The organism is Bradyrhizobium sp. USDA 3240 (assembly GCF_054063295.1).
Genome location: NZ_JBSSGD010000002.1, coordinates 403160 through 420870 on the forward strand (window position 1 = coordinate 403160; position 17711 = coordinate 420870).

15 protein-coding genes are annotated in these 17711 nt (G+C 64.4%); 6 read left to right on the forward strand and 9 right to left on the reverse strand.

The annotated features are described in order from the left end of the window. The first annotated feature begins 65 nt into the window (after window positions 1-65). On the forward strand, window positions 66-1487 hold the full coding sequence (locus ACVIGA_RS02455) for an MFS transporter (protein WP_456665157.1): 1422 nt from the start codon (window positions 66-68) through the stop codon (window positions 1485-1487). Between the two features lie 91 nt (window positions 1488-1578). On the opposite strand, the gene clpA is transcribed toward ACVIGA_RS02455, so the two are convergent. Further along, window positions 1579-3987: an ATP-dependent Clp protease ATP-binding subunit ClpA gene (gene clpA / locus ACVIGA_RS02460; protein ID WP_456665158.1), complete on the reverse strand. Its 2409-nt coding sequence runs from the start codon at window positions 3985-3987 to the stop codon at window positions 1579-1581. Between the two features lie 259 nt (window positions 3988-4246). Further along, a complete protein-coding gene (gene clpS, locus ACVIGA_RS02465) occupies window positions 4247-4579 on the reverse strand; it encodes an ATP-dependent Clp protease adapter ClpS (RefSeq protein WP_026192863.1) in 333 nt (110 codons plus the stop codon). Between clpS and ACVIGA_RS02470 the strand changes: the two genes are divergently transcribed. Beyond that, window positions 4572-4904 (forward strand): hypothetical protein, encoded by a 333-nt coding sequence (locus tag ACVIGA_RS02470; RefSeq protein ID WP_456665159.1) that lies wholly within the window; start codon window positions 4572-4574, stop codon window positions 4902-4904. The two genes, clpS and ACVIGA_RS02470, sit on opposite strands and share 8 nt — an antisense overlap. Before the next feature lie 185 nt (window positions 4905-5089). Further along, a complete protein-coding gene (locus ACVIGA_RS02475; RefSeq protein ID WP_456665160.1) occupies window positions 5090-6973 on the forward strand; it encodes a pilus assembly protein TadG-related protein in 1884 nt (627 codons plus the stop codon). Between the two features lie 73 nt (window positions 6974-7046). Here the strand turns inward: ACVIGA_RS02475 and ACVIGA_RS02480 are convergent, their stop codons facing one another. Further along, window positions 7047-7382 carry a phasin family protein gene (locus tag ACVIGA_RS02480; protein WP_092114837.1) on the reverse strand — a complete coding sequence of 112 codons (336 nt, stop codon included), beginning with the start codon at window positions 7380-7382 and terminating at the stop codon, window positions 7047-7049. 423 nt (window positions 7383-7805) lie between these two features. On the opposite strand from ACVIGA_RS02480, the gene ACVIGA_RS02485 reads away from it, so the two are divergent. Beyond that, a complete protein-coding gene (locus tag ACVIGA_RS02485) occupies window positions 7806-9602 on the forward strand; it encodes a serine hydrolase (protein WP_456665161.1) in 1797 nt (598 codons plus the stop codon). A gap of 244 nt (window positions 9603-9846) precedes the next feature. Here ACVIGA_RS02485 and ACVIGA_RS02490 read toward each other — a convergent pair whose 3' ends face one another. Further along, window positions 9847-10566, reverse strand: a complete 720-nt coding sequence (locus tag ACVIGA_RS02490) for a DnaJ domain-containing protein (protein WP_456665162.1) — start codon at window positions 10564-10566, stop codon at window positions 9847-9849. Between the two features lie 227 nt (window positions 10567-10793). Between ACVIGA_RS02490 and ACVIGA_RS02495 the strand changes: the two genes are divergently transcribed. Next, window positions 10794-11201 (forward strand): DUF302 domain-containing protein, encoded by a 408-nt coding sequence (locus ACVIGA_RS02495; protein WP_456665163.1) that lies wholly within the window; start codon window positions 10794-10796, stop codon window positions 11199-11201. A gap of 13 nt (window positions 11202-11214) precedes the next feature. Here the strand turns inward: ACVIGA_RS02495 and ACVIGA_RS02500 are convergent, their stop codons facing one another. The 3 genes from ACVIGA_RS02500 to ACVIGA_RS02510 form a co-directional block, all read right to left on the reverse strand. After that, complete coding sequence (locus ACVIGA_RS02500) at window positions 11215-11955, reverse strand: VWA domain-containing protein (protein WP_456665164.1); 741 nt, start codon at window positions 11953-11955, stop codon at window positions 11215-11217. A 98-nt stretch (window positions 11956-12053) separates the two neighbouring features. Further along, window positions 12054-12995 carry an alpha/beta hydrolase family protein gene (locus ACVIGA_RS02505; RefSeq protein ID WP_223967487.1) on the reverse strand — a complete coding sequence of 314 codons (942 nt, stop codon included), beginning with the start codon at window positions 12993-12995 and terminating at the stop codon, window positions 12054-12056. A 332-nt stretch (window positions 12996-13327) separates the two neighbouring features. Beyond that, window positions 13328-14104: a helix-turn-helix transcriptional regulator gene (locus ACVIGA_RS02510; RefSeq protein WP_456665165.1), complete on the reverse strand. Its 777-nt coding sequence runs from the start codon at window positions 14102-14104 to the stop codon at window positions 13328-13330. A gap of 105 nt (window positions 14105-14209) precedes the next feature. On the opposite strand from ACVIGA_RS02510, the gene ACVIGA_RS02515 reads away from it, so the two are divergent. Continuing rightward, entirely contained in the window at window positions 14210-15292 is a 1083-nt protein-coding gene (locus ACVIGA_RS02515; RefSeq protein WP_456665166.1) for an alcohol dehydrogenase catalytic domain-containing protein, read from the forward strand. Here ACVIGA_RS02515 and ACVIGA_RS02520 read toward each other — a convergent pair. Further along, the gene (locus ACVIGA_RS02520; RefSeq protein WP_456665167.1) at window positions 15289-16452 is read right to left on the reverse strand and encodes a serine hydrolase domain-containing protein; all 1164 of its coding nucleotides are present in this window, start codon (window positions 16450-16452) and stop codon (window positions 15289-15291) included. The two genes, ACVIGA_RS02515 and ACVIGA_RS02520, sit on opposite strands and share 4 nt — an antisense overlap. Before the next feature lie 94 nt (window positions 16453-16546). Continuing rightward, entirely contained in the window at window positions 16547-17470 is a 924-nt protein-coding gene (locus ACVIGA_RS02525; protein ID WP_456665168.1) for a division plane positioning ATPase MipZ, read from the reverse strand. Between the last annotated feature and the right edge of the window lie 241 nt (window positions 17471-17711).

Genomic DNA, 17711 nt, shown 5'->3' on the forward strand with positions numbered 1-17711 from the left:
AAAGGCCAGGTTAATCCAGCATCCGGTAAGCCCGCCCATGCTGGAACCGAGAGCCATTTCACGACATGTCGTCCGCGATCATTGAGCATCCCGACGGGCTGCCGCAGCCGCAGCGCAATTGGGCCATTCTCACGATCGCGCTCGGCCTCGTGATGGCGGTCGTCGACGGCTCGATCGCCAACGTGGCGCTGCCGACCATCGCGCGGGATCTTGACGCCAGCCCCGCCTTCTCGATCTGGATCGTTAACGGCTATCAGCTCGCGATCACGATCTCGCTGCTGCCGCTGGCCTCGCTCGGCGAGATCATCGGCTATCGCCGCGTCTATCTGGCGGGGCTGTTGCTGTTCACGCTGGCGTCGCTGTTCTGCGCGCTGTCGCATACGCTGCCGCTGCTGACGGTCGCCCGCATTCTGCAGGGGTTCGGCGCTGCCGGCATCCTCAGCGTCAATACGGCGCTGGTCCGCTTCATCTATCCGCATTCGCAGCTCGGCCGCGGCATCGGCGTCAACGCGCTGGTGGTCGCGATCTCGGCCGCGGTCGGCCCGACCATCGCCTCGGTCATCCTGGCGGTCGGCACCTGGCCGTATCTGTTCGCCATCAACGTCCCGCTCGGCATCGTCACGCTGGCATTGGGCTGGCGCTTCCTGCCGCATACCCGGCCCGCGGTTCACGCCTTCGACTGGCAGAGCGCCGCGATGAGCGCCATTGCGTTCGGGTTCGGCATCAGCGCGATCGACAGCGCCGGCCATGGCGAGGCACTGTATCTCTGCGCATTGGAGTTCGCGATTGCCGCGGTCGCTTCCCATCTGCTGTACCGGCGGCAGCAGCATCTGCCCTCGCCGCTGCTGCCGGTCGACCTCTTGCGGATCCCGATCTTCGCGCTGTCGATCGGCACGTCGATCGCCTCGTTCTGCGGCCAGATGCTGGCCTTCGTCGCGATGCCGTTCTATCTCGAGAACCACTTCGGATATTCGGCGGTGCAGATCGGCCTCTTGATCACGCCGTGGCCGATCGCGGTCGCATTCGCAGCGCCGATCGCGGGCTGGCTGGTCGAGCGTTACCCGGCCGGCCTGCTCGGCGGCATCGGCCTGCTGCTGTTCGCATTGGGTCTGGGCACGCTGGCGTTCATGCCGGTCCATGCGACACCGATCGACGTGATCTGGCGCATGGCGCTCGCCGGCGCGGGGTTCGGCCTGTTCCAGACCCCGAACAACCGCACCATGATCGCCGCCGCCCCGCGCGAGCGCTCCGGCGGCGCCAGCGGCATGTTGGGGACCGCGCGCCTGCTCGGACAGACCATCGGCGCGGCGTTGGTGGCGATGCTGCTGGCCCGCTATCCGGCCGACGGCACCAAGATCTCGCTGATGGTCGGCGTCGGCTTTGCCGTCGTGGGCGCGGTGCTCAGCACGCTGCGGCTGTCCTCGGCCGGCAGCCGCGGCGCCGACCAGGTGCGGGTCCACGAGGGTCAGCGTTTGAAGGGCGAGTGAAACTCGCGCGCACACGTCGCGCGACTCCATCGGCTTAAACAGAAAGGCCGGCTGTCCAGCCGGCCTTTTCATTTGATTAATCGCTCGCGCCTCAGGCCTTGACCATCGGCCCCTTCGAGGCTGGCCCCTTCGTGCCGCCTCCGCCGCCATTGTTCGGCCCGCCCTTCGGCGGCTTGCGCTTGCGCGGCAGCAGGTTCTCGGGCTTCGGCGTGACCGGGCCCTCGACATATTCGAAGCCGATCTTGTCCTTGGCGGTCGCCTCGTCCTTGACCAGCACGACGCGAACATGTCCGCCGCCCTTGAGGTGGCCGAACAGAACTTCATCCGCGAGCGGCTTCTTGATGTGCTCCTGGATGATGCGCGCCATCGGACGCGCGCCCATCTGCTCGTCATAGCCGTGCTCGATCAGCCAGGCCTTGGCGGGCTCGGACAGCTCGATCGTGACGTCGCGGTCGGCGAGTTGCGCCTCGAGCTGCAGCACGAACTTCTCGACCACCATGCCGATCACCTCGGCATTGAGGTGCGCGAAGGAGACGATCGCATCCAGCCGGTTGCGGAACTCCGGCGCGAACTGCCGGTTGATCGCCTCATGATCGTCGCCTTCCCGCTTCGAGCGGGTGAAGCCGAAGGCCTGCCGCGCGAGGTCGGCCGCGCCCGCGTTCGTGGTCATGATCAGGATCACGTTGCGGAAGTTGACCTGCTTGCCATTGTGGTCGGTGAGCCGGCCATGATCCATGATCTGCAACAGCACGTTGTAGAGATCCGGATGCGCCTTCTCGATTTCGTCGAGCAGCACGACGCAATGCGGATGCTGGTCCACGCCATCGGTGAGCAGACCGCCCTGGTCGAAACCGACATAGCCGGGAGGCGCGCCGATCAGGCGCGACACGGTGTGCCGCTCCATGTATTCGGACATGTCGAAGCGCAACAGCTCGACACCGAGCGACGCCGCGAGCTGCTTGGCCACCTCGGTCTTGCCGACGCCGGTCGGACCCGAGAACAGATAGCTGCCGATCGGCTTCTCCGGCTCGCGCAAGCCGGCACGCGCCAGCTTGATCGACGCCGCCAGCGACTCGATCGCCTTGTCCTGGCCGAATACCGTACGCTTCAGGGTCTGCTCGAGATGCTTCAGCACCTCGGCATCGTCCTTCGACACGCTCTTCGGCGGGATCCGCGCCATGGTCGCGATCGTGGTTTCGATCTCCTTGATGCCGATCGTCTTCTTGCGCTTGCTCTCGGCGACCAGCATCTGCGCCGCGCCGGACTCGTCGATCACGTCGATCGCCTTGTCGGGCAGCTTGCGGTCGTGGATGTAGCGCGACGATAGCTGCACCGCCGCCTCGATCGCCTCATTGGTGTATTTCAGCCGATGGTAATCCTCGAAATAGGGCTTGAGGCCCTTGAGGATCGCGATCGCGTCTTCCACCGTCGGCTCGTTGACGTCGATCTTCTGGAAGCGCCGCACCAGCGCGCGGTCCTTCTCGAAGTGCTGACGATATTCCTTGTAGGTCGTCGAGCCCATGCAGCGGATCGTGCCCGAAGCCAGCGCAGGCTTCAGCAGATTGGACGCATCCATCGCGCCGCCGGAAGTGGCGCCGGCGCCGATCACGGTGTGGATCTCGTCGATGAACAGGATGGCGTTCGGATGCGCCTCCAGCTCCTTCAGGACCTGCTTGAGCCGCTCCTCGAAATCGCCGCGGTAACGGGTGCCCGCGAGCAGCGTGCCCATGTCGAGCGAGAACACGGTCGCGGCCGCCAGCACTTCCGGCACATCGCTGTCGACGATGCGCTTGGCGAGGCCTTCGGCGATCGCGGTCTTGCCGACGCCGGCTTCGCCGACGAACAGCGGGTTGTTCTTCTGGCGGCGGCACAAGACCTGGATCGCACGGTTGATCTCGGCATTGCGGCCGATCACCGGATCGATCTTGCCGTCGCGCGCCTTCTTGTTGAGGTTGACGCAATAGGTATCGAGCGCCTCGCCCTTCTTCTTGGCGTCCTCGTTGCCCTTGGTCTCGGTTTCCTCGTCGACGCCGCGCACCGGCCGCGCCTCGGACACGCCGGGCCGCTTGGCGATGCCGTGGCTGATGTAGTTGACGGCGTCGTAGCGCGTCATGTCCTGCTCCTGCAGGAAATACGCGGCGTGGCTCTCGCGCTCGGCGAAGATCGCGATCAGGACATTGGCGCCGGTCACTTCCTCGCGACCGGACGACTGGACGTGAATCACCGCGCGCTGGATCACGCGCTGGAACCCGGCGGTCGGCTTCGCGTCGTCAGCGCCGTCAGTCACCAGGTTTTCGAATTCGGTCTCGAGATAATTGACGAGGCTGGTCCTCAGCTTGTCGAGATCGACGCTGCAGGCCCGCATCACCGCCGCCGCATCCGAGTCATCGATCAGCGACAGCAGAAGGTGTTCGAGCGTCGCGTATTGATGGTGACGCTCGTTCGCGATCGCCAATGCACGATGCAAGGATTGTTCTAGGCTTTGGGAAAAAGTAGGCATTCGCGTCCTCTATGGCCCCCGGCCATCATGATCGCCATTACCGGGTCAGGCAATAACAACCTTCGTGATCGCCATTGATATAGTTACGACGGATCGTGGCGAAAGACCGGTCCCGCGATGATGGTTTTCTTCTAAATTCGGGGCACCGGAACGTTGTCCGGCCGCGCCCCGTGATCATACGGAAACGCCGTTCGCTGCGTCAAAAACGCGATGCAAAACCCGTTCCGCTCCCCGCGGCAGGGTCAATCGTTCCGGCGAACTATTTCTTTTCCATCACACATTGCAGTGGATGCTGATGCTTGCGCGCGAAGTCCATGACTTGCGTCACCTTGGTCTCGGCGATCTCATAGGTGAACACGCCGCACTCACCGATCCCGTGATGGTGAACGTGCAGCATGATCTTGGTCGCCGCCTCGGCGTCCTTGTTGAAGAATCGTTCCAGCACGTGAACCACGAACTCCATCGGCGTGTAGTCGTCGTTCAGGATCAGGACACGATACAGGTTCGGGCGCTTGGTCTTCGGCTTGACCTTGGTGATGACCGAGGTCGACGGGCCGCTGCCCGTTCCGTTGCGGTTGTCGTCATTGCTCATTTTCGGCACCGGCGCGGCTGATACCGCGGGCATGGCCGAAACCGGCTCGGAGATCGGGACTGTCAACGTGTATCGCAGCATGGCTCAGGCGTTCGAATTCCCCAAGGGAAACTGGCGGGAAACCGGTTGGCGATTGGAAGGTGGTCGCGATTGCCGCAAGACTGATCGCGGAACCCCCAGCAATGCTTTCCAGATTGCCGCTCCCGGTCCGATCCGGCGGCCGGATCGACCTCCCGAATATGGGCCTCACGACGGCCTGCCGCAAGCGCAGACCCGCCGCAGCCCACCGGTCCGATTCCCGGCGCGGCAACCCTCGGAAGGTTAATCATTTCTGCCTGATTTGACAAAGGACTAGGGCATCCAATTTAGCCGGCATTCAGGATAGCCCGTGCTTTTGCCCTGCTTTTGATCTTCCGCCGGGCCGCCTGCCGGGTTTCCGTTGCCCGATTCACCATCTGTTTAGCCGCGCACGTAGAGATGGCCGCGAAATCCATTTTTGACGAGAGCGCCATGCTTGGTTCAGCCATTTCCAATCGCTTCCGCGCGGCCATCCGCCGGTTTTCCAAGGCAACCGACGGCAATGTCGCGGTGATCTTCACCCTCGCCATTCTGCCGATCTTCGCCTTCGTGGGCGCAGCGGTCGACTATACCCGCGCCAATAACGCCCGCTCCGCCATGCAGGCGGCGCTCGATTCGACCGCGCTGATGCTGTCCAAAGATCTGACCATGGGCAGCATCACGGCCGCGCAGATCCCGAGCAAGGCGCAGACCTATTTCAACAGCCTCTACACCAACAAGGACGGCCAGGGCGCTAGCGTCTCGGCCACCTATACGACCCCCACCGCGAACACGGCGGCGACGATCCTCCTGAGTGGATCAGGCCACATCAAGACTTACTTCCTGCAGGTTGCGGGCTATTCCTCGACGCTGAATTTCGGCGGTTCGACGACCACCACCTGGGGCAACGTCAAGATGCGCGTCGCGCTGGCCCTCGACAACACGGGATCGATGGCTCAGGACGGCAAGATTACCGCGCTGCGAAACGCCGTGGCCGGAACCGGCGGCCTGATCGATCAGCTCAGCGCGCTCAGCAAGAACAACGGTGACGTCTACATCTCCGTCATTCCGTTCGCCAAGGTCGTCAACGTCGGTAGCAGCAATTCCGGCCAAAACTGGATCGACTGGACCGACTGGCTCAATCCGCCGACCACACAGCCCAACAACGGCAGCACGCAGGCGAGCCTGCCGATGAACTGGCACGCGGTGGGACCCGGCGCGAAATGCCCCTGGACCAACAGCAACGGCGGTTTTACCTGCAACACCACCCCGACCAGCACGTCCAACGCGAGCTACATCCCGTCGAGCGGGACCTATTCGGGCTACATCTGCCCGAGCGTCGATTATAACTCGCACACGCGCTACAACGGCTGCTGGGTAAGCACGCCGGCAGGCACCGGAGTATTCTGCACCGGGTCGTCGTCGTGCAGCTGCCCGAAGAATTCGTCGGGCTCCAACGTCTCCGGCTGCAGTTGCACTACGACCGGCGGCGTCACATCCTGCTCCGGCAATCTGTACACCCACGACTGGACCCAGCCGGGCCCCCTGGACCTTGTTCACAATCTGGGGCAACCCCGCGTGAGCGCCGTGGTGGGCTGGACCAACAACAAGTGGACCTCGACCAATCAGCTCCCGACGGTCCAGAACAACTGGCTGCTAGCGTCCACCAATCCAATCGGCAACTGGACGGGCTGCATCACCGACCGCACCCAGCCGAACGACGCGACCGGCGTACTGCCGAACACCTCCGACGTCACCACGCTGTTCCCGGCCAACGAGTACTATGAGAACAGCTCGTACTATTGCAGCAACAGCGCGTCGCCGCAGCTCGGGCCGATCATTCCGCTGAGCTACAACTGGAGCGCGCTCAAGACGGCGGTCAACGCCATGCAGCCGACCGGCGGCACTGACCAGTCGGTTGGCCTCGCCTGGGCGTGGCAGTCGCTCCTGGTGGGCGGTCCGCTGAACGCGCCGGCGGAGGACTCCAACACCACCTACAACCGGGTCATCATCATTCTTTCCGACGGTCTGAACACCGAGGACCGCTGGCCCGATTACGGCGACGGCAGCAGCCAGGCGTCAGGCAATCCGATCGATGCGCGGCAGACCCTGCAATGCCAGAATCTGCAGGCCGCCAGGGACGCCAATGGTGCGCCGATGTACACGATCTACGCGATCCAGGTGAACACGAGCACGCCCTCCGATCCGACCTCGACCGTCCTGCAAAACTGCGCCAGCAGCCCCGACAAGTTCTACATGCTGACCAGCTCGACCCAGATCCTGACGACGTTCAATACGATCGGAACTGCGCTCAGCAAGCTGCGGCTGGCGAAATAACCGCCCGCTTCAGGCACAACAAAAAAGCCCGGCCGAAACGGCCGGGCTTTTCGTTTGTCTTGATCAGTAGCGCTTACTGAGCGGGCGCGAACTTGGAGACCAGGCCCTCGTAGGGCTTGAAGGTCTGCTTGGCGCAATCGCTGTACAGGCCGGCGATCTTCTGCGATTCCGCGACGAAGGTCTCGTAGGACGAGCGCAGGTACTCGGTCTGCGCCTCGAGCGCCTTGTCCAGCGACTTCACGCCCGACAGCTTCTCGACGAACGACTTGGTGTCCTCAAACGACTTCTTGGCGTAGTCGCCATAGGCGGTGGCAATCGCCTGGACGCCGCTCTGCAGGTTGTTCGCAGACGCGGTGACCGACTCGATATGCTCTTTGCCGTAGTTCTGAATGTCTTCGATCTTGACCATGGATGGAATTCCTTTTCCCAGACTTGAAGGCGCAAATTCCCATTGCCGGGAAGCTCCCGGCCCCCTGACGGCGATAGAGATATCGCATCGCACAATAAAGTCAACGAATATTGTGCGACGCACAACGACATTTGCCCGAATCCTGAGCATTTGCGATAAACCCCGGGGGACTACGCAACGGTTGCTTAATCTTTTGGAAACTCGGTCCGCCTAACCTGATTCCTGGACTTTGTTCGCCTTCCGACGGGCAGCCTTGAAAGCTGTTTGTGAACAACACCTTAGCTAGAAGAGCGACCTGAGCCGCCACGAGGGCCGATGGTTCTGCCCGAAGTGGTCTGTTGCGCAGGCAAGGATCGACGGCCGCCGGGCACAATTTCGCCTCACGAGCCAGTGATCTAGATAGAAATTGGGACGGGGAAGTAGATGCTTCGAACAACCTTGGCCTCCTCGCGGGCGCTGCGAGTTGGCGTTCTTGGGCTCGTTACCGTCACGACGGCGATCCTGATCACCAGTGATAGTGCGGAGGCGCGCCGTCACCGGCGCCACGTCGCCCGTCACCACCACAGCGAGGCCGCGCGCGAAAGCTACAGCCCGCAATTCGCGACGATCATCGTCGACGGCAACACCGGCTCGGTGCTGACATCAAACAGCCCCGACGGCCTGCGGCACCCCGCCTCGCTCACCAAGATCATGACGCTCTATCTGCTGTTCGAGCGCCTCGATTCCGGAAAGATGAAGCTCGACACCGAGATGCCGGTTTCCGAGCATGCATCCGAGCAGGACCCGACCAAACTCGGACTGCGGCCCGGCCAGACCATCAGGGTCGAAGACGCCATCAAGGGCCTCGTCACCCGCTCCGCCAATGACGCCGCGGTCGTGATCGCCGAGGCGATCGGCGGCAGCGAAGACGACTTCGCCCGAATGATGACCCGCAAGGCCCGCGCGCTCGGCATGAGCCGGACCACCTATCGCAACGCCTCGGGCCTGCCCAACGACGAACAGATCACCACCGCGCGCGATCAGTCGACGCTCGGCCGCGCCATCCAGGATCGCTTCCCGCGCTACTATCGCTACTTCTCGACCACGGCGTTCAATTTCCGCGGCCATACGATCACCGGTCACAATCGCCTGCTCGGCAGCGTCGAAGGCGTCGACGGCATCAAGACGGGTTACACCCGCGCCTCCGGCTTCAACCTCGTGACCTCGATCCACCGCGGCAATCGCTTCCTGGTCGGCGTGGTGCTCGGCGGCCGCAGCGGCGGCTCCCGCGATGCCATCATGCGCAACCTCCTTGCCGAGAACATCGGCAAGGGCGCGACCACCCGCACTGCCGCCGCGATCACCGAGCGCAACCCGGCCGACGCCAATGTCGAGGTTGCCGATGCCGACAACGCCCGCAACGCGGACAGCGCGCCGGTCGCAACGTCGGAGCCCGCCGCGGCAGCCGTCGCGGTGCAGGCGCCGCGCCCGGCCAGCAAGCCCTCGCTGATGGCGGCCGTCGCCGCCGCCCTGCCGCCGCCCCCGGCGAAGCCTGAGCCGCAGGCCAAGCCTGAGCCGGCCCCGCTGACCTCCGGCGTGATCCAGACCCAGCCGATCGCCGCGATCCCCGGCTCGGCCGAGCCGATGAAGCCGGTCAAGGTGAAGACCGTGCAGGTCAAGGCCGGCCAGGTCAGGCTCGCCGCCGCCGGCCCGGCACAGTCCGCGCCTCCGATCACCAGCACCATCCCGTCGCGCGGCGAAGTTCCCGAGACCTCCAATGCGATGATGGCGCGGGCTGCCGAGACCTCGCGACCCGAGATGCCGCCGCAGCCGGCCAATTTCGGTACCGGCAACGGCATCCTCGGCGTGCTGCCGGCCTCGTCCGTCCATGCACCGGCCGCCGCCCCGGCACCGCAGGCCGTGGCCTCGATCGAACCGACGACCCGCAGCCTGCAGGCCGCGCCGCAGACCAGCGTTGTCAAGCCAGGCGCCGCGCATTCCGGCTGGATCATCCAGGTTGGCGCGCTCGAGTCCGAAGGCGAGGCCAACAAGCGTATCGACCTCGCGCGCAGCTCGGCCCGCGGCCTGCTCAGCAAGGCGGACCCGTTCACCGAGGTGGTGGCCAAGGACAATCGCAAGCTCTACCGCGCCCGCTTTGCCGGCCTCGAGCGCGATCAGGCGGAAGCGGCGTGCAAGACGCTGAAGCGCGCCGAGATCTCCTGCATCACCGTTCGCAACTGATCGACAGCAACAGCTGATTTCAAAGGGCCGGCGCCGCAAGCGCCGGCCCTTTTGCTTGGCAGACCGCCGCGCGCACGACCGACCTTTCCGCGCGCGGCGCAACCATGAGAACTTCTCGTCAATATTTTACGGTTAAGTTTTCCCGAAAGAACGATCGGCCGCGCCGGACAACGGCGGGCCACGCGGGGCATCAATCAGAAACGGAAGGCAGCTCTCGGCTGTGGCGTCAGTAGCGTAGCCGGAGTTAGAGATGCGTGCGAAGCAGAGTATCCTTGGCCTCGTTCACACGGGCAGCGAGATACGTCGAGCCCCCCTGGTCGGGATGGAGTTTCTTCATCAGGGTGCGGTGAGCACGGCCGATGTCGTCACGCGACGCTCCCGGCTGCAGGCCAAGGATCTGATAGGCCTCCTCGTTCGTCATTTTGCCGGTCGCCGCCGCGCGGCCCTGCCCCCCTGTCCGGTCGCCCTGTGCGTCCTGACGCCAGGCGGGAAAGCGGCGGTCCAGATAGCTTTCAAGTAGCGCGACGCTTTCGGCGTCGAACCCCGGGACCATCGCCAGAAGCTGCGACAGCTCGAACTCGTCGAGCATGTGGCCGGCCTGCGGTCCCGCCACGATCTGGCCCTTGAGCACACCGCTGTCGTGATCGAGGCTCATGTCGAGATATTGCGAGCGCACCCGCGAGCTTTGTCCCTGATTGCGCGAACCGCCGAACATGCGGCCGAAATTGGGAAAGCCGGTGCTCCCGAACGGCGACCAGCCGAGCAATCCGGCGCCGAAGATGCCGAGCGGGATTGCCACCGCCAGTTCGCCCCGCACGCCGGTGAAGGCCGCGACGGCCAGCGCAAGCACCCCGCCCACGATCTTGATCGCCCGAGCAAGCACAGCCGGATTGGCCGCACGAAACATCTGCAGCGCGGAATAAAGGATGACAATTGCGACGACGCCGGCGATCAGGGTTGGCATGCGCTGAATATAGGCGGCCCGGCGACAAAAAGCATGCGGAGCTTCGTCTCACTGGAGCGTGAAGGCTAAAGCGCGATGAGATCCGGTAGAATCGTCATCGCGCTTTAGCTCCTTGTTTGAGCATGATCTTTTCGGAAAACCGCTTCGCACTTTTCCGGATCATGCTTTGGCGTGGCGCCGTCTCCTGCGATTGGGTAGCTTGCGGCAATCGCGCTGGAGGAAGCCTGATGGCGATTGACGGACTGATCAGCCTTCGCAGCCATGTCGGGCCGAAGCAAACCGCCGACCGGCTCAAGGCCGAATTGCAGGCGCGCGGGCTGACGTTGTTCGCGCAAATCGATCATGCCGCGGGCGCCGCCGGCGTAGGCCTCACGCTCCGTCCGACAGAGCTGTTCGTGTTCGGCAACGCGAAGGGCGGCACGCCCTTGATGCAGGCTGCGCAGACGATCGGGATCAATCTGCCGCTCAAGGCGCTGGTCTGGCAGGACGAAGCCGGCGACTGCTGGCTCTCCTACAATGATCCGGCCTGGCTCACTGAGCGGCACGGCGTCGCGGAAGCGACCCAACAGATCACGGCCAACATGTCGGCGCTGCTCGGCGCGATTGCCAAAGCCGTGACGTCGGGCGGAGCCTGACCCGGCGGGCGGCTTATTTCATCTGACCGATCAGCTTGGCCGCGCCGCTGGTCGTCTTCGCCAGCTGCAGCAGCGCCTCGCGGCCGCCGGCAGCATAGGCCGCGGCGGCGCGCAGCAGCTCGCGGAGCTGTGCCGCCGCACCGGGATCGAACCTGCACCACGCGCCGCCGGTCAGCCGCGCGATCTCGCGAAACGTCTGCTCGGCAGTGGCGTCCGCGCCCTCCTGGAACATGAAGACCGGTACCTTGAGCAGGCCGAGCTCTCCGGCGCTTGCGCACAGCGCGTCGGCGTTCTCCTCCATCGCGTCGCCGACGAACACCAGCGCGCGCACGCCTGCCGCGACCGCCTCGCGGCGGGTCTCCGACAGCACCTTGCCGATCTGGGTATTGCCGCCCTGGCAGTCGATCTTGCCCATCAGCCGCGCGAGCTGCGCGCTGTCGGAGATCCAGCCCGACGCGCGGCACTCGTTGAAGCCGCGATAATAGACGAGGCGGATATCGAGACTGCCGAGCGAGCCGGCCTCGCGGAACATGTCCGCTTGCAGCGTGCACGCCATGTCCCATGTCGGCTGCCGGCTCATCGTGGCGTCGAGCGCGAACACCAGCCTGCCGCGTGCGCCGGCGCGATGCGGCGACATCGCGCGCGCCTTGGCCACGAACGCGGCGATGTCATTGGCGCTCGATGCCGGCACGCCAGGCGCATCGGCCGGGCGCACGTCGCTTCCGGATGTCGGTTTGATCGTCTTGCCAGCCATCAGCGCTTGCCTCGTACAGCAAACACTATGTGGGCCGCGGCATCGGATTGGTCAACGTGACGCGCTCGCCGGCCCGGATCGAATCCCGGGCGGCCCTGTCAGTTCGTGACCGAGGGATCCTTCTTGGTCTCGGTCTTGGTCAGCGAGAGCGACTTCTTGACCTTCTCGCCGAAGCTCAGGGGCTTCTCGACCGGCACGTAGAGCGAGACGGGACCCGGCTCCAGAATCTTCAGCGGCGCATTCCTGGTATCGACCGCCGCGACATCGCTGTCGGTGTCGGCCAGGAATTTATCGAGCATCGCCTGGATCGAGTCCTTGGCCTTCTCGGGTCCGGTGTCCCGCATGTCGTTGTGCTGGAAGTTGGTGTTCACAACGGTGATGCCGGCCTTCTCACACTCCTCCTCGTCCGGCACCACGCCGGGATCGGGCTTGAAGTGCTGATCGTGTGACCGGAACGAGAGGATCTTGAACTTGCCGTCGGTCATGAACGGCACGCGCAGATTATCCAGCGTGACGACCTTCTTGATCTCGTCCGGATACTGCTTGGCGAAATACATCGCGATGTCGCCGCCATTGGAATGGCCGACCATCGTCAGCTTGCTGTAGTCCGCGTTCGGCTGACGCTTCTTCATCTCCTCGATCGCGAATTTGATGTTGGTGATGCCGCGCTGATACTGCGGCAGGCGCCCGACATAGAGTTCGCCGACCTTGGTCACCATCGGTCCATCCGACGGCAGGTCGTTCTGAATGCTGACGGTCAGATAGCCGCGCGCCGCGAACACATTCGCGAGGAAGGAATATTCGGTAAATTTGACGGTATTGCCATGATTGAGGATCGCAACCGGGAGCTTGATCATGCCGGCGTCGGCCTGCATCTCCTTGTCGAAGCGCACGGCAACGTCGACCGCGACCGGCCGCTCATCGCGGGTCGGATCCTTGAACATGAGCGTTTCGTGACGGATCGCCCACTTGCTCGCGGTGAAATACGCACCCGTGATCACTACGGAGAGCGAAAGCAGAACGAGAATTCCACGCTTCATGACGTCCTCGAGGTGCCCGCCTTTACAGGGCGATTTTGGCCGGAGGCTCTTCGGCCTCCTTTTGAGAATATATGTCACAGCGCCGTGACAGGAAGTCCAAATATTGTGGCTTCGGTGGCATAACGTTGTGCGCCGCACCTATAGTTTGTGCAGTTGCACACGCCTCACTGCGACAACTCGTGCTCTCTATCTCCCCTTCGATGCGAGTTCCCAAGGTTGCGTTCGAGCCTTGGCTCACCCTTGGCTCGCCGTGGGGGAGAAACTGGATTTGGGCTGCTTTGTTCCGGCTTTTTGGCCGTGGTGTGGCCGAAATCACCGGAAGAACACGGATTTCAACCGATTTCGGTGTAGATCATCAGTTTCAGACCGGGATCGTCGTTGGCCTGAAAGCTGGCGTACTCAAAATTGAGCCGGCCGCGCCTGGGATGGCTGAGCACCTTCCGTCCGGCGACGCTGCTGCTGACGTCATGGGTTCCCCACCAGGCGTCGAACTCGGGACAGCCCTGACGGAGCCTCGCCAGCAGGTCGACGAAGGCGGGATCGCCGGCCCAGAGGTCGTGAGTCCTGCGGAACTGCGTCACCATCCTGCGCGCCTCCTCGGCCCAGCTCGCTGCAAACAGCCGGCGGGTTTCGGCATTGGTCAGCATGCAGATCAGGGTATTGCGCTCGCCCTCAGGAAGGCGGCCGAAGGCGAAGACATCCTCGGCAGCCGCATTCCACACCAGCACGTCCCATCGCCGTCCCGTCACATAGGCCGGCTGGTTGAGGCTTTCGACCGCGCGCCGGATCTCGGGCGGTACCGTCTCAGGCACGAACAGCCGCCGGTCGCTCTCCTTGGCGAGCGCCCGCAAATGAGTGTGCTCGGCCTTGCTCAGCCGCAGCGCCCGCGCCAGCGCGTCGATCGTCGCGGCCGACGGGCTCACCGAGCGGCCCTGCTCGAGGCGCACGTACCAATCGACGCCGATGCCGGCGAGGTCGGCCACCTCCTCGCGGCGCAGGCCGGGCGTCCGGCGCCGCCGCCCGGCCGGGATGCCGACCAGTTTCGGCGTGAGCTTCTCGCGCCGCGATCGCAGGAAATCTCCGAGCTCGCCTTGCCGCGGACTGGCCATCGCCGGACCTCGTGAGGGGGTTCAACAGTCCTAGGATAATACCAGGTCTTGTTGGCTGCAACGCGCCCACCGATCATGCCGGTCTCAAACCAAGGGCCAGACCAGATGAAAGCAGCAATCCTGAAATCGTTCGGCTCGCCGCTCGCGATCGAGGAGATCCCGGCACCCGTGATGGGAACGGGCGAAGTCCTCGTCGACGTCGCTGCGACGCGCGTACTGTCCTACGCCAACGAGGTGTTCAGCGGTGCGCGCAACTACCTGCTCGAGCTGCCGGCCGTTCCAGGTCCCGGCGCGATCGGACGGGTGCGCGCGGTCGGGCCGGACGCCACCAACCTCGCCGCCGGCGATTGGGTGTACTGCGATCCGACCTTCCGCTCGCGCGACGACAGCATCTCGCCCGACATCACCTTGCAGGGCTGGAGTGCGCGCGGCGAAGGCGGGCTGCGCCTGCAGCGCCACTTCCGCCACGGCTCGTTCGCCGAGCAGACGCTGGTGCCGACCGAGAACGTCAAGCGGATCGGCACCATCGATCCGGCCGATGCACCATCATGGTGCGCGCTCGGCACCTGCCTCGTGCCCTATGGCGGCTTGCTGGCGGCTCGCCTGCAGCCGGGAGAGACCGTGCTGGTGAGCGGCGCGACCGGCAATTTCGGCAGCGCCGCGGTCGCCGTCGCGCTCGCGATGGGCGCGGCCTGCGTCGTCGCGCCGGGCCGCAACGAGAGAGTGCTGGCCGATCTGGTCCGCCGCTTCGGCCCGCGCGTGCGCCCGGTCAGGCTGAGCGGTCACGAAGACGACGATCGGGAGCGGATGCGGCGTGCCGCGCCCGGCCCGATCGACTGCGTGCTCGACCTGATGCCGCCATCGGTGACGACACCAACTGTGCGCGCCGCGATCATGACGGTGCGTCCCTACGGCCGGATCGCGCTGATGGGCGGCGTCGGAATGCAGGGCGGACCGGGGCTCGATCTGCCTTACCCCTGGATCATGCGCGAATGCATCAGCATTCACGGCGTCTGGATGTATCCGCCGGAGGCGACGTTTGGTCTCGTCAACCTCGCGCGCGCCGGGCTGTTGCGGCTCGACCAGTTCGAGGTCACGACCTTCGATCTCGATCACGTCAACGATGCCGTTGCACATGCCGCCGCCAATGGCGGGCCGTTCAGGATGACGGTGCTGGAGCCGAACTAAACCCGTGGCGAAATCCCTTGCAGGACATCCTTGAAGACGCCGTACTGCAATTGAAACGCTTGCGGGCTGTAGTCCTGGTAGTATCCCGCGGTCACCACGACGACGAGGTCGAGCTCAGGGACGATGCGGATCGACTGCCCGCCTCGCCCGAGCGCGCCAATCCAGTCGACCTTGCGGCCATTGAGCGGAGACTGACCGAGCCACCATAGGTATCCATACGATTGACGGTCGGTGGCCTTGAGTTTCGATTCCGTCGAGGTCTCGATCCAAGCCTTTGGGACGATCTGGCGATCGTTCCAGCGGCCACCTGCGAGGACAAGCTGGCCGATCTTTGCCATGTCGCGCGGTCGCAGGCGCAACCCGCCACCAGCATCGCTATCCCCTTTGACCCGGCTCCATTCGAAGCTGGTAATGCCCAGGGGCTCGAACAGCGCGGTGCGCGCAAATTCGTCGAGCGGATGTCCGGTCGCCTTGCGGACGATGGCCGACACCAGCGTCAGCGCGCCGGTGTTGTAGAAGAACGCCTGTCCCGGCGCCGCCGTTGCCGAAAGCCCGAGGACGTAACGGCACGGATCCGGCGCCCGATGCATCCGCACCTCGTCGTTGTCGTCTCCCGTCGCCGGGGTCGCCTCCACCCACGCCAGCCCCATCGACATGGTGAGGGCGTGCACGAGCTGGATGCGGTCCTTTTCAGGGGTTCGCAGGTCCGACAATTCGGGGAAGAAGCTGAAGATCGGTTCGTTGATGCTGCGGATCAGCCCGCGATCGATCGCGATCCCGACGGCGAGTGACGCGACGCTCTTTGAAGCCGACTTGATGTTGTGCAGCGTATCGGCATCAAACGTGACGTCTGCGACCCGGCTGCCGTAGAAGCGGCTTGGGACCTCGTCGGAACCGCTGAAGTACCGCTCGAACACCAGCTTGCCGCTACGGGCTACCAACACCGCGTGCACATTGGCACCCGTCGCGAGCCGATCAGCCATCCTGCACAGCGCAGCGCGGTCGGCGAGCTTGTCCTCATTGATGGAGGCGACGGACCAACCATCGTCCCGCGCGACCGGAACACCGCAGGCGTCGGACGGGTCCGCGTAGGCCGGCAAGGTGGCGAGCGGTGCCAACGCAGCTCCTCCGAGAAGAGACATGAACTGGCGCCGTTCCATTCGATCCTCCGTTCATCGCCTTGCGACCGCCCAAGCCGATCGCTCGGAGAATCTGCCTGATGCCGGGCCGCCACCGGAATTGCCGGCCGGCGGCCTAGCTGCCGATGATGTCGTCGACTTCCAGTGGCTTGTCGACCTGGCTGAACCATTCGGCCCGGTTGGCGGCGCGGCGGCGGCCACGCTCGTCGAGCGGCAGCTTGAGCTGGCGCAACAGGCTCATCACCTCCTCGCGGGCGGTGACGTGCCCAAGGCTCGGGCGGGTGCCGAGCGTCGCCTCGTCGATGTCGTCGAGCGCCGTCAGCCCGCGCGGGAAGAATTCGCGGTAGACCACCCGCTCGGCAAAGCCGTCGACCGCACGGAACCCGAGCCGCAGCGACAGCTGCTTCAAGCCGTCGGCGACCAGCTGCTTGTTGCGCGAGCCGAGCATCGACAGCCGGTTGCGCACCACGATCCAGTCGGTCGAGGCACCGTCGAGCTGGCGGCGCTTGCGCCTGACGTCGCGCACCATCTCCGCATAATGGCTCTCGCCGATCACCGTATAGGTCGCGGGATCGACGGTGCCCAGCACGTCGAAATCGAGGAAGCTGTCGTTGATCGGCGTCACCAAGGTGTCGGCCATCGAATGCGCGAGCCGCATCAGGTAGCTGTCCGAGCCCGGGGTATCGATGACGATGAAATCATAGGCATGTTCCACCGCGCTCACCGCGGCCATGAACTGCTGGAATTCCGCGTTCTCGTTCTCCTCGATCTGCATCGTCTCGCCGTACTTGATGCAATAGTGCGCGGGGAGTTCGAGATCGAGCCCGGAGCGCCGCGCCCAGGCCTGGCGATTGCTGATGTAGCGGGTGAAACTCTGCTGGCGGCAGTCGAGATCGATGCTGGCAACGCGCTGTCCGGCCTTCAGGAGCGCAACCGCGATATGCAGGGCGGTGGTCGACTTGCCCGAACCGCCCTTCTCGTTCCCCAGCACCACGACATGTGCGGAGCCGGACTGACCCTGACTAGCCTGCACCAACATGATTCAATCCCCGCAATGATCTTCAAATCGCGCACGGCTGCGGTCAAGTGAAATGCATCACTGCGCAAGGAAATCAATTACAGCCGCCCTTAATGATGAATCGAGCGCGCAAGCCGGCTGCGTCGATCGGCGGCACGCGGCCTGCGATCCATGCGCGTGCGAGATCGGGTAATGCTTGCGCGGCGGTTTGCCGATAACGGTTCGAACTTGGTAAGCTCCGCCACCTGCCGAACGCCAAACG

Bases quoted from the DNA above. Each gene is read 5' to 3' on its own strand.
- ACVIGA_RS02455 (WP_456665157.1), top strand. From the start codon at position 66: ATGTCGTCCGCGATCATTGAGCATCCCGACGGGCTGCCGCAGCCGCAG.
- clpA (WP_456665158.1), bottom strand. From the start codon at position 3,987: ATGCCTACTTTTTCCCAAAGCCTAGAACAATCCTTGCATCGTGCATTG.
- clpS (WP_026192863.1), bottom strand. From the start codon at position 4,579: ATGAGCAATGACGACAACCGCAACGGAACGGGCAGCGGCCCGTCGACC.
- ACVIGA_RS02475 (WP_456665160.1), top strand. From the start codon at position 5,090: ATGCTTGGTTCAGCCATTTCCAATCGCTTCCGCGCGGCCATCCGCCGG.
- ACVIGA_RS02480 (WP_092114837.1), bottom strand. From the start codon at position 7,382: ATGGTCAAGATCGAAGACATTCAGAACTACGGCAAAGAGCATATCGAG.
- ACVIGA_RS02485 (WP_456665161.1), top strand. From the start codon at position 7,806: ATGCTTCGAACAACCTTGGCCTCCTCGCGGGCGCTGCGAGTTGGCGTT.
- ACVIGA_RS02490 (WP_456665162.1), bottom strand. From the start codon at position 10,566: ATGCCAACCCTGATCGCCGGCGTCGTCGCAATTGTCATCCTTTATTCC.
- ACVIGA_RS02495 (WP_456665163.1), top strand. From the start codon at position 10,794: ATGGCGATTGACGGACTGATCAGCCTTCGCAGCCATGTCGGGCCGAAG.
- ACVIGA_RS02500 (WP_456665164.1), bottom strand. From the start codon at position 11,955: ATGGCTGGCAAGACGATCAAACCGACATCCGGAAGCGACGTGCGCCCG.
- ACVIGA_RS02505 (WP_223967487.1), bottom strand. From the start codon at position 12,995: ATGAAGCGTGGAATTCTCGTTCTGCTTTCGCTCTCCGTAGTGATCACG.
- ACVIGA_RS02510 (WP_456665165.1), bottom strand. From the start codon at position 14,104: ATGGCCAGTCCGCGGCAAGGCGAGCTCGGAGATTTCCTGCGATCGCGG.
- ACVIGA_RS02515 (WP_456665166.1), top strand. From the start codon at position 14,210: ATGAAAGCAGCAATCCTGAAATCGTTCGGCTCGCCGCTCGCGATCGAG.
- ACVIGA_RS02520 (WP_456665167.1), bottom strand. From the start codon at position 16,452: ATGGAACGGCGCCAGTTCATGTCTCTTCTCGGAGGAGCTGCGTTGGCA.
- ACVIGA_RS02525 (WP_456665168.1), bottom strand. From the start codon at position 17,470: ATGTTGGTGCAGGCTAGTCAGGGTCAGTCCGGCTCCGCACATGTCGTG.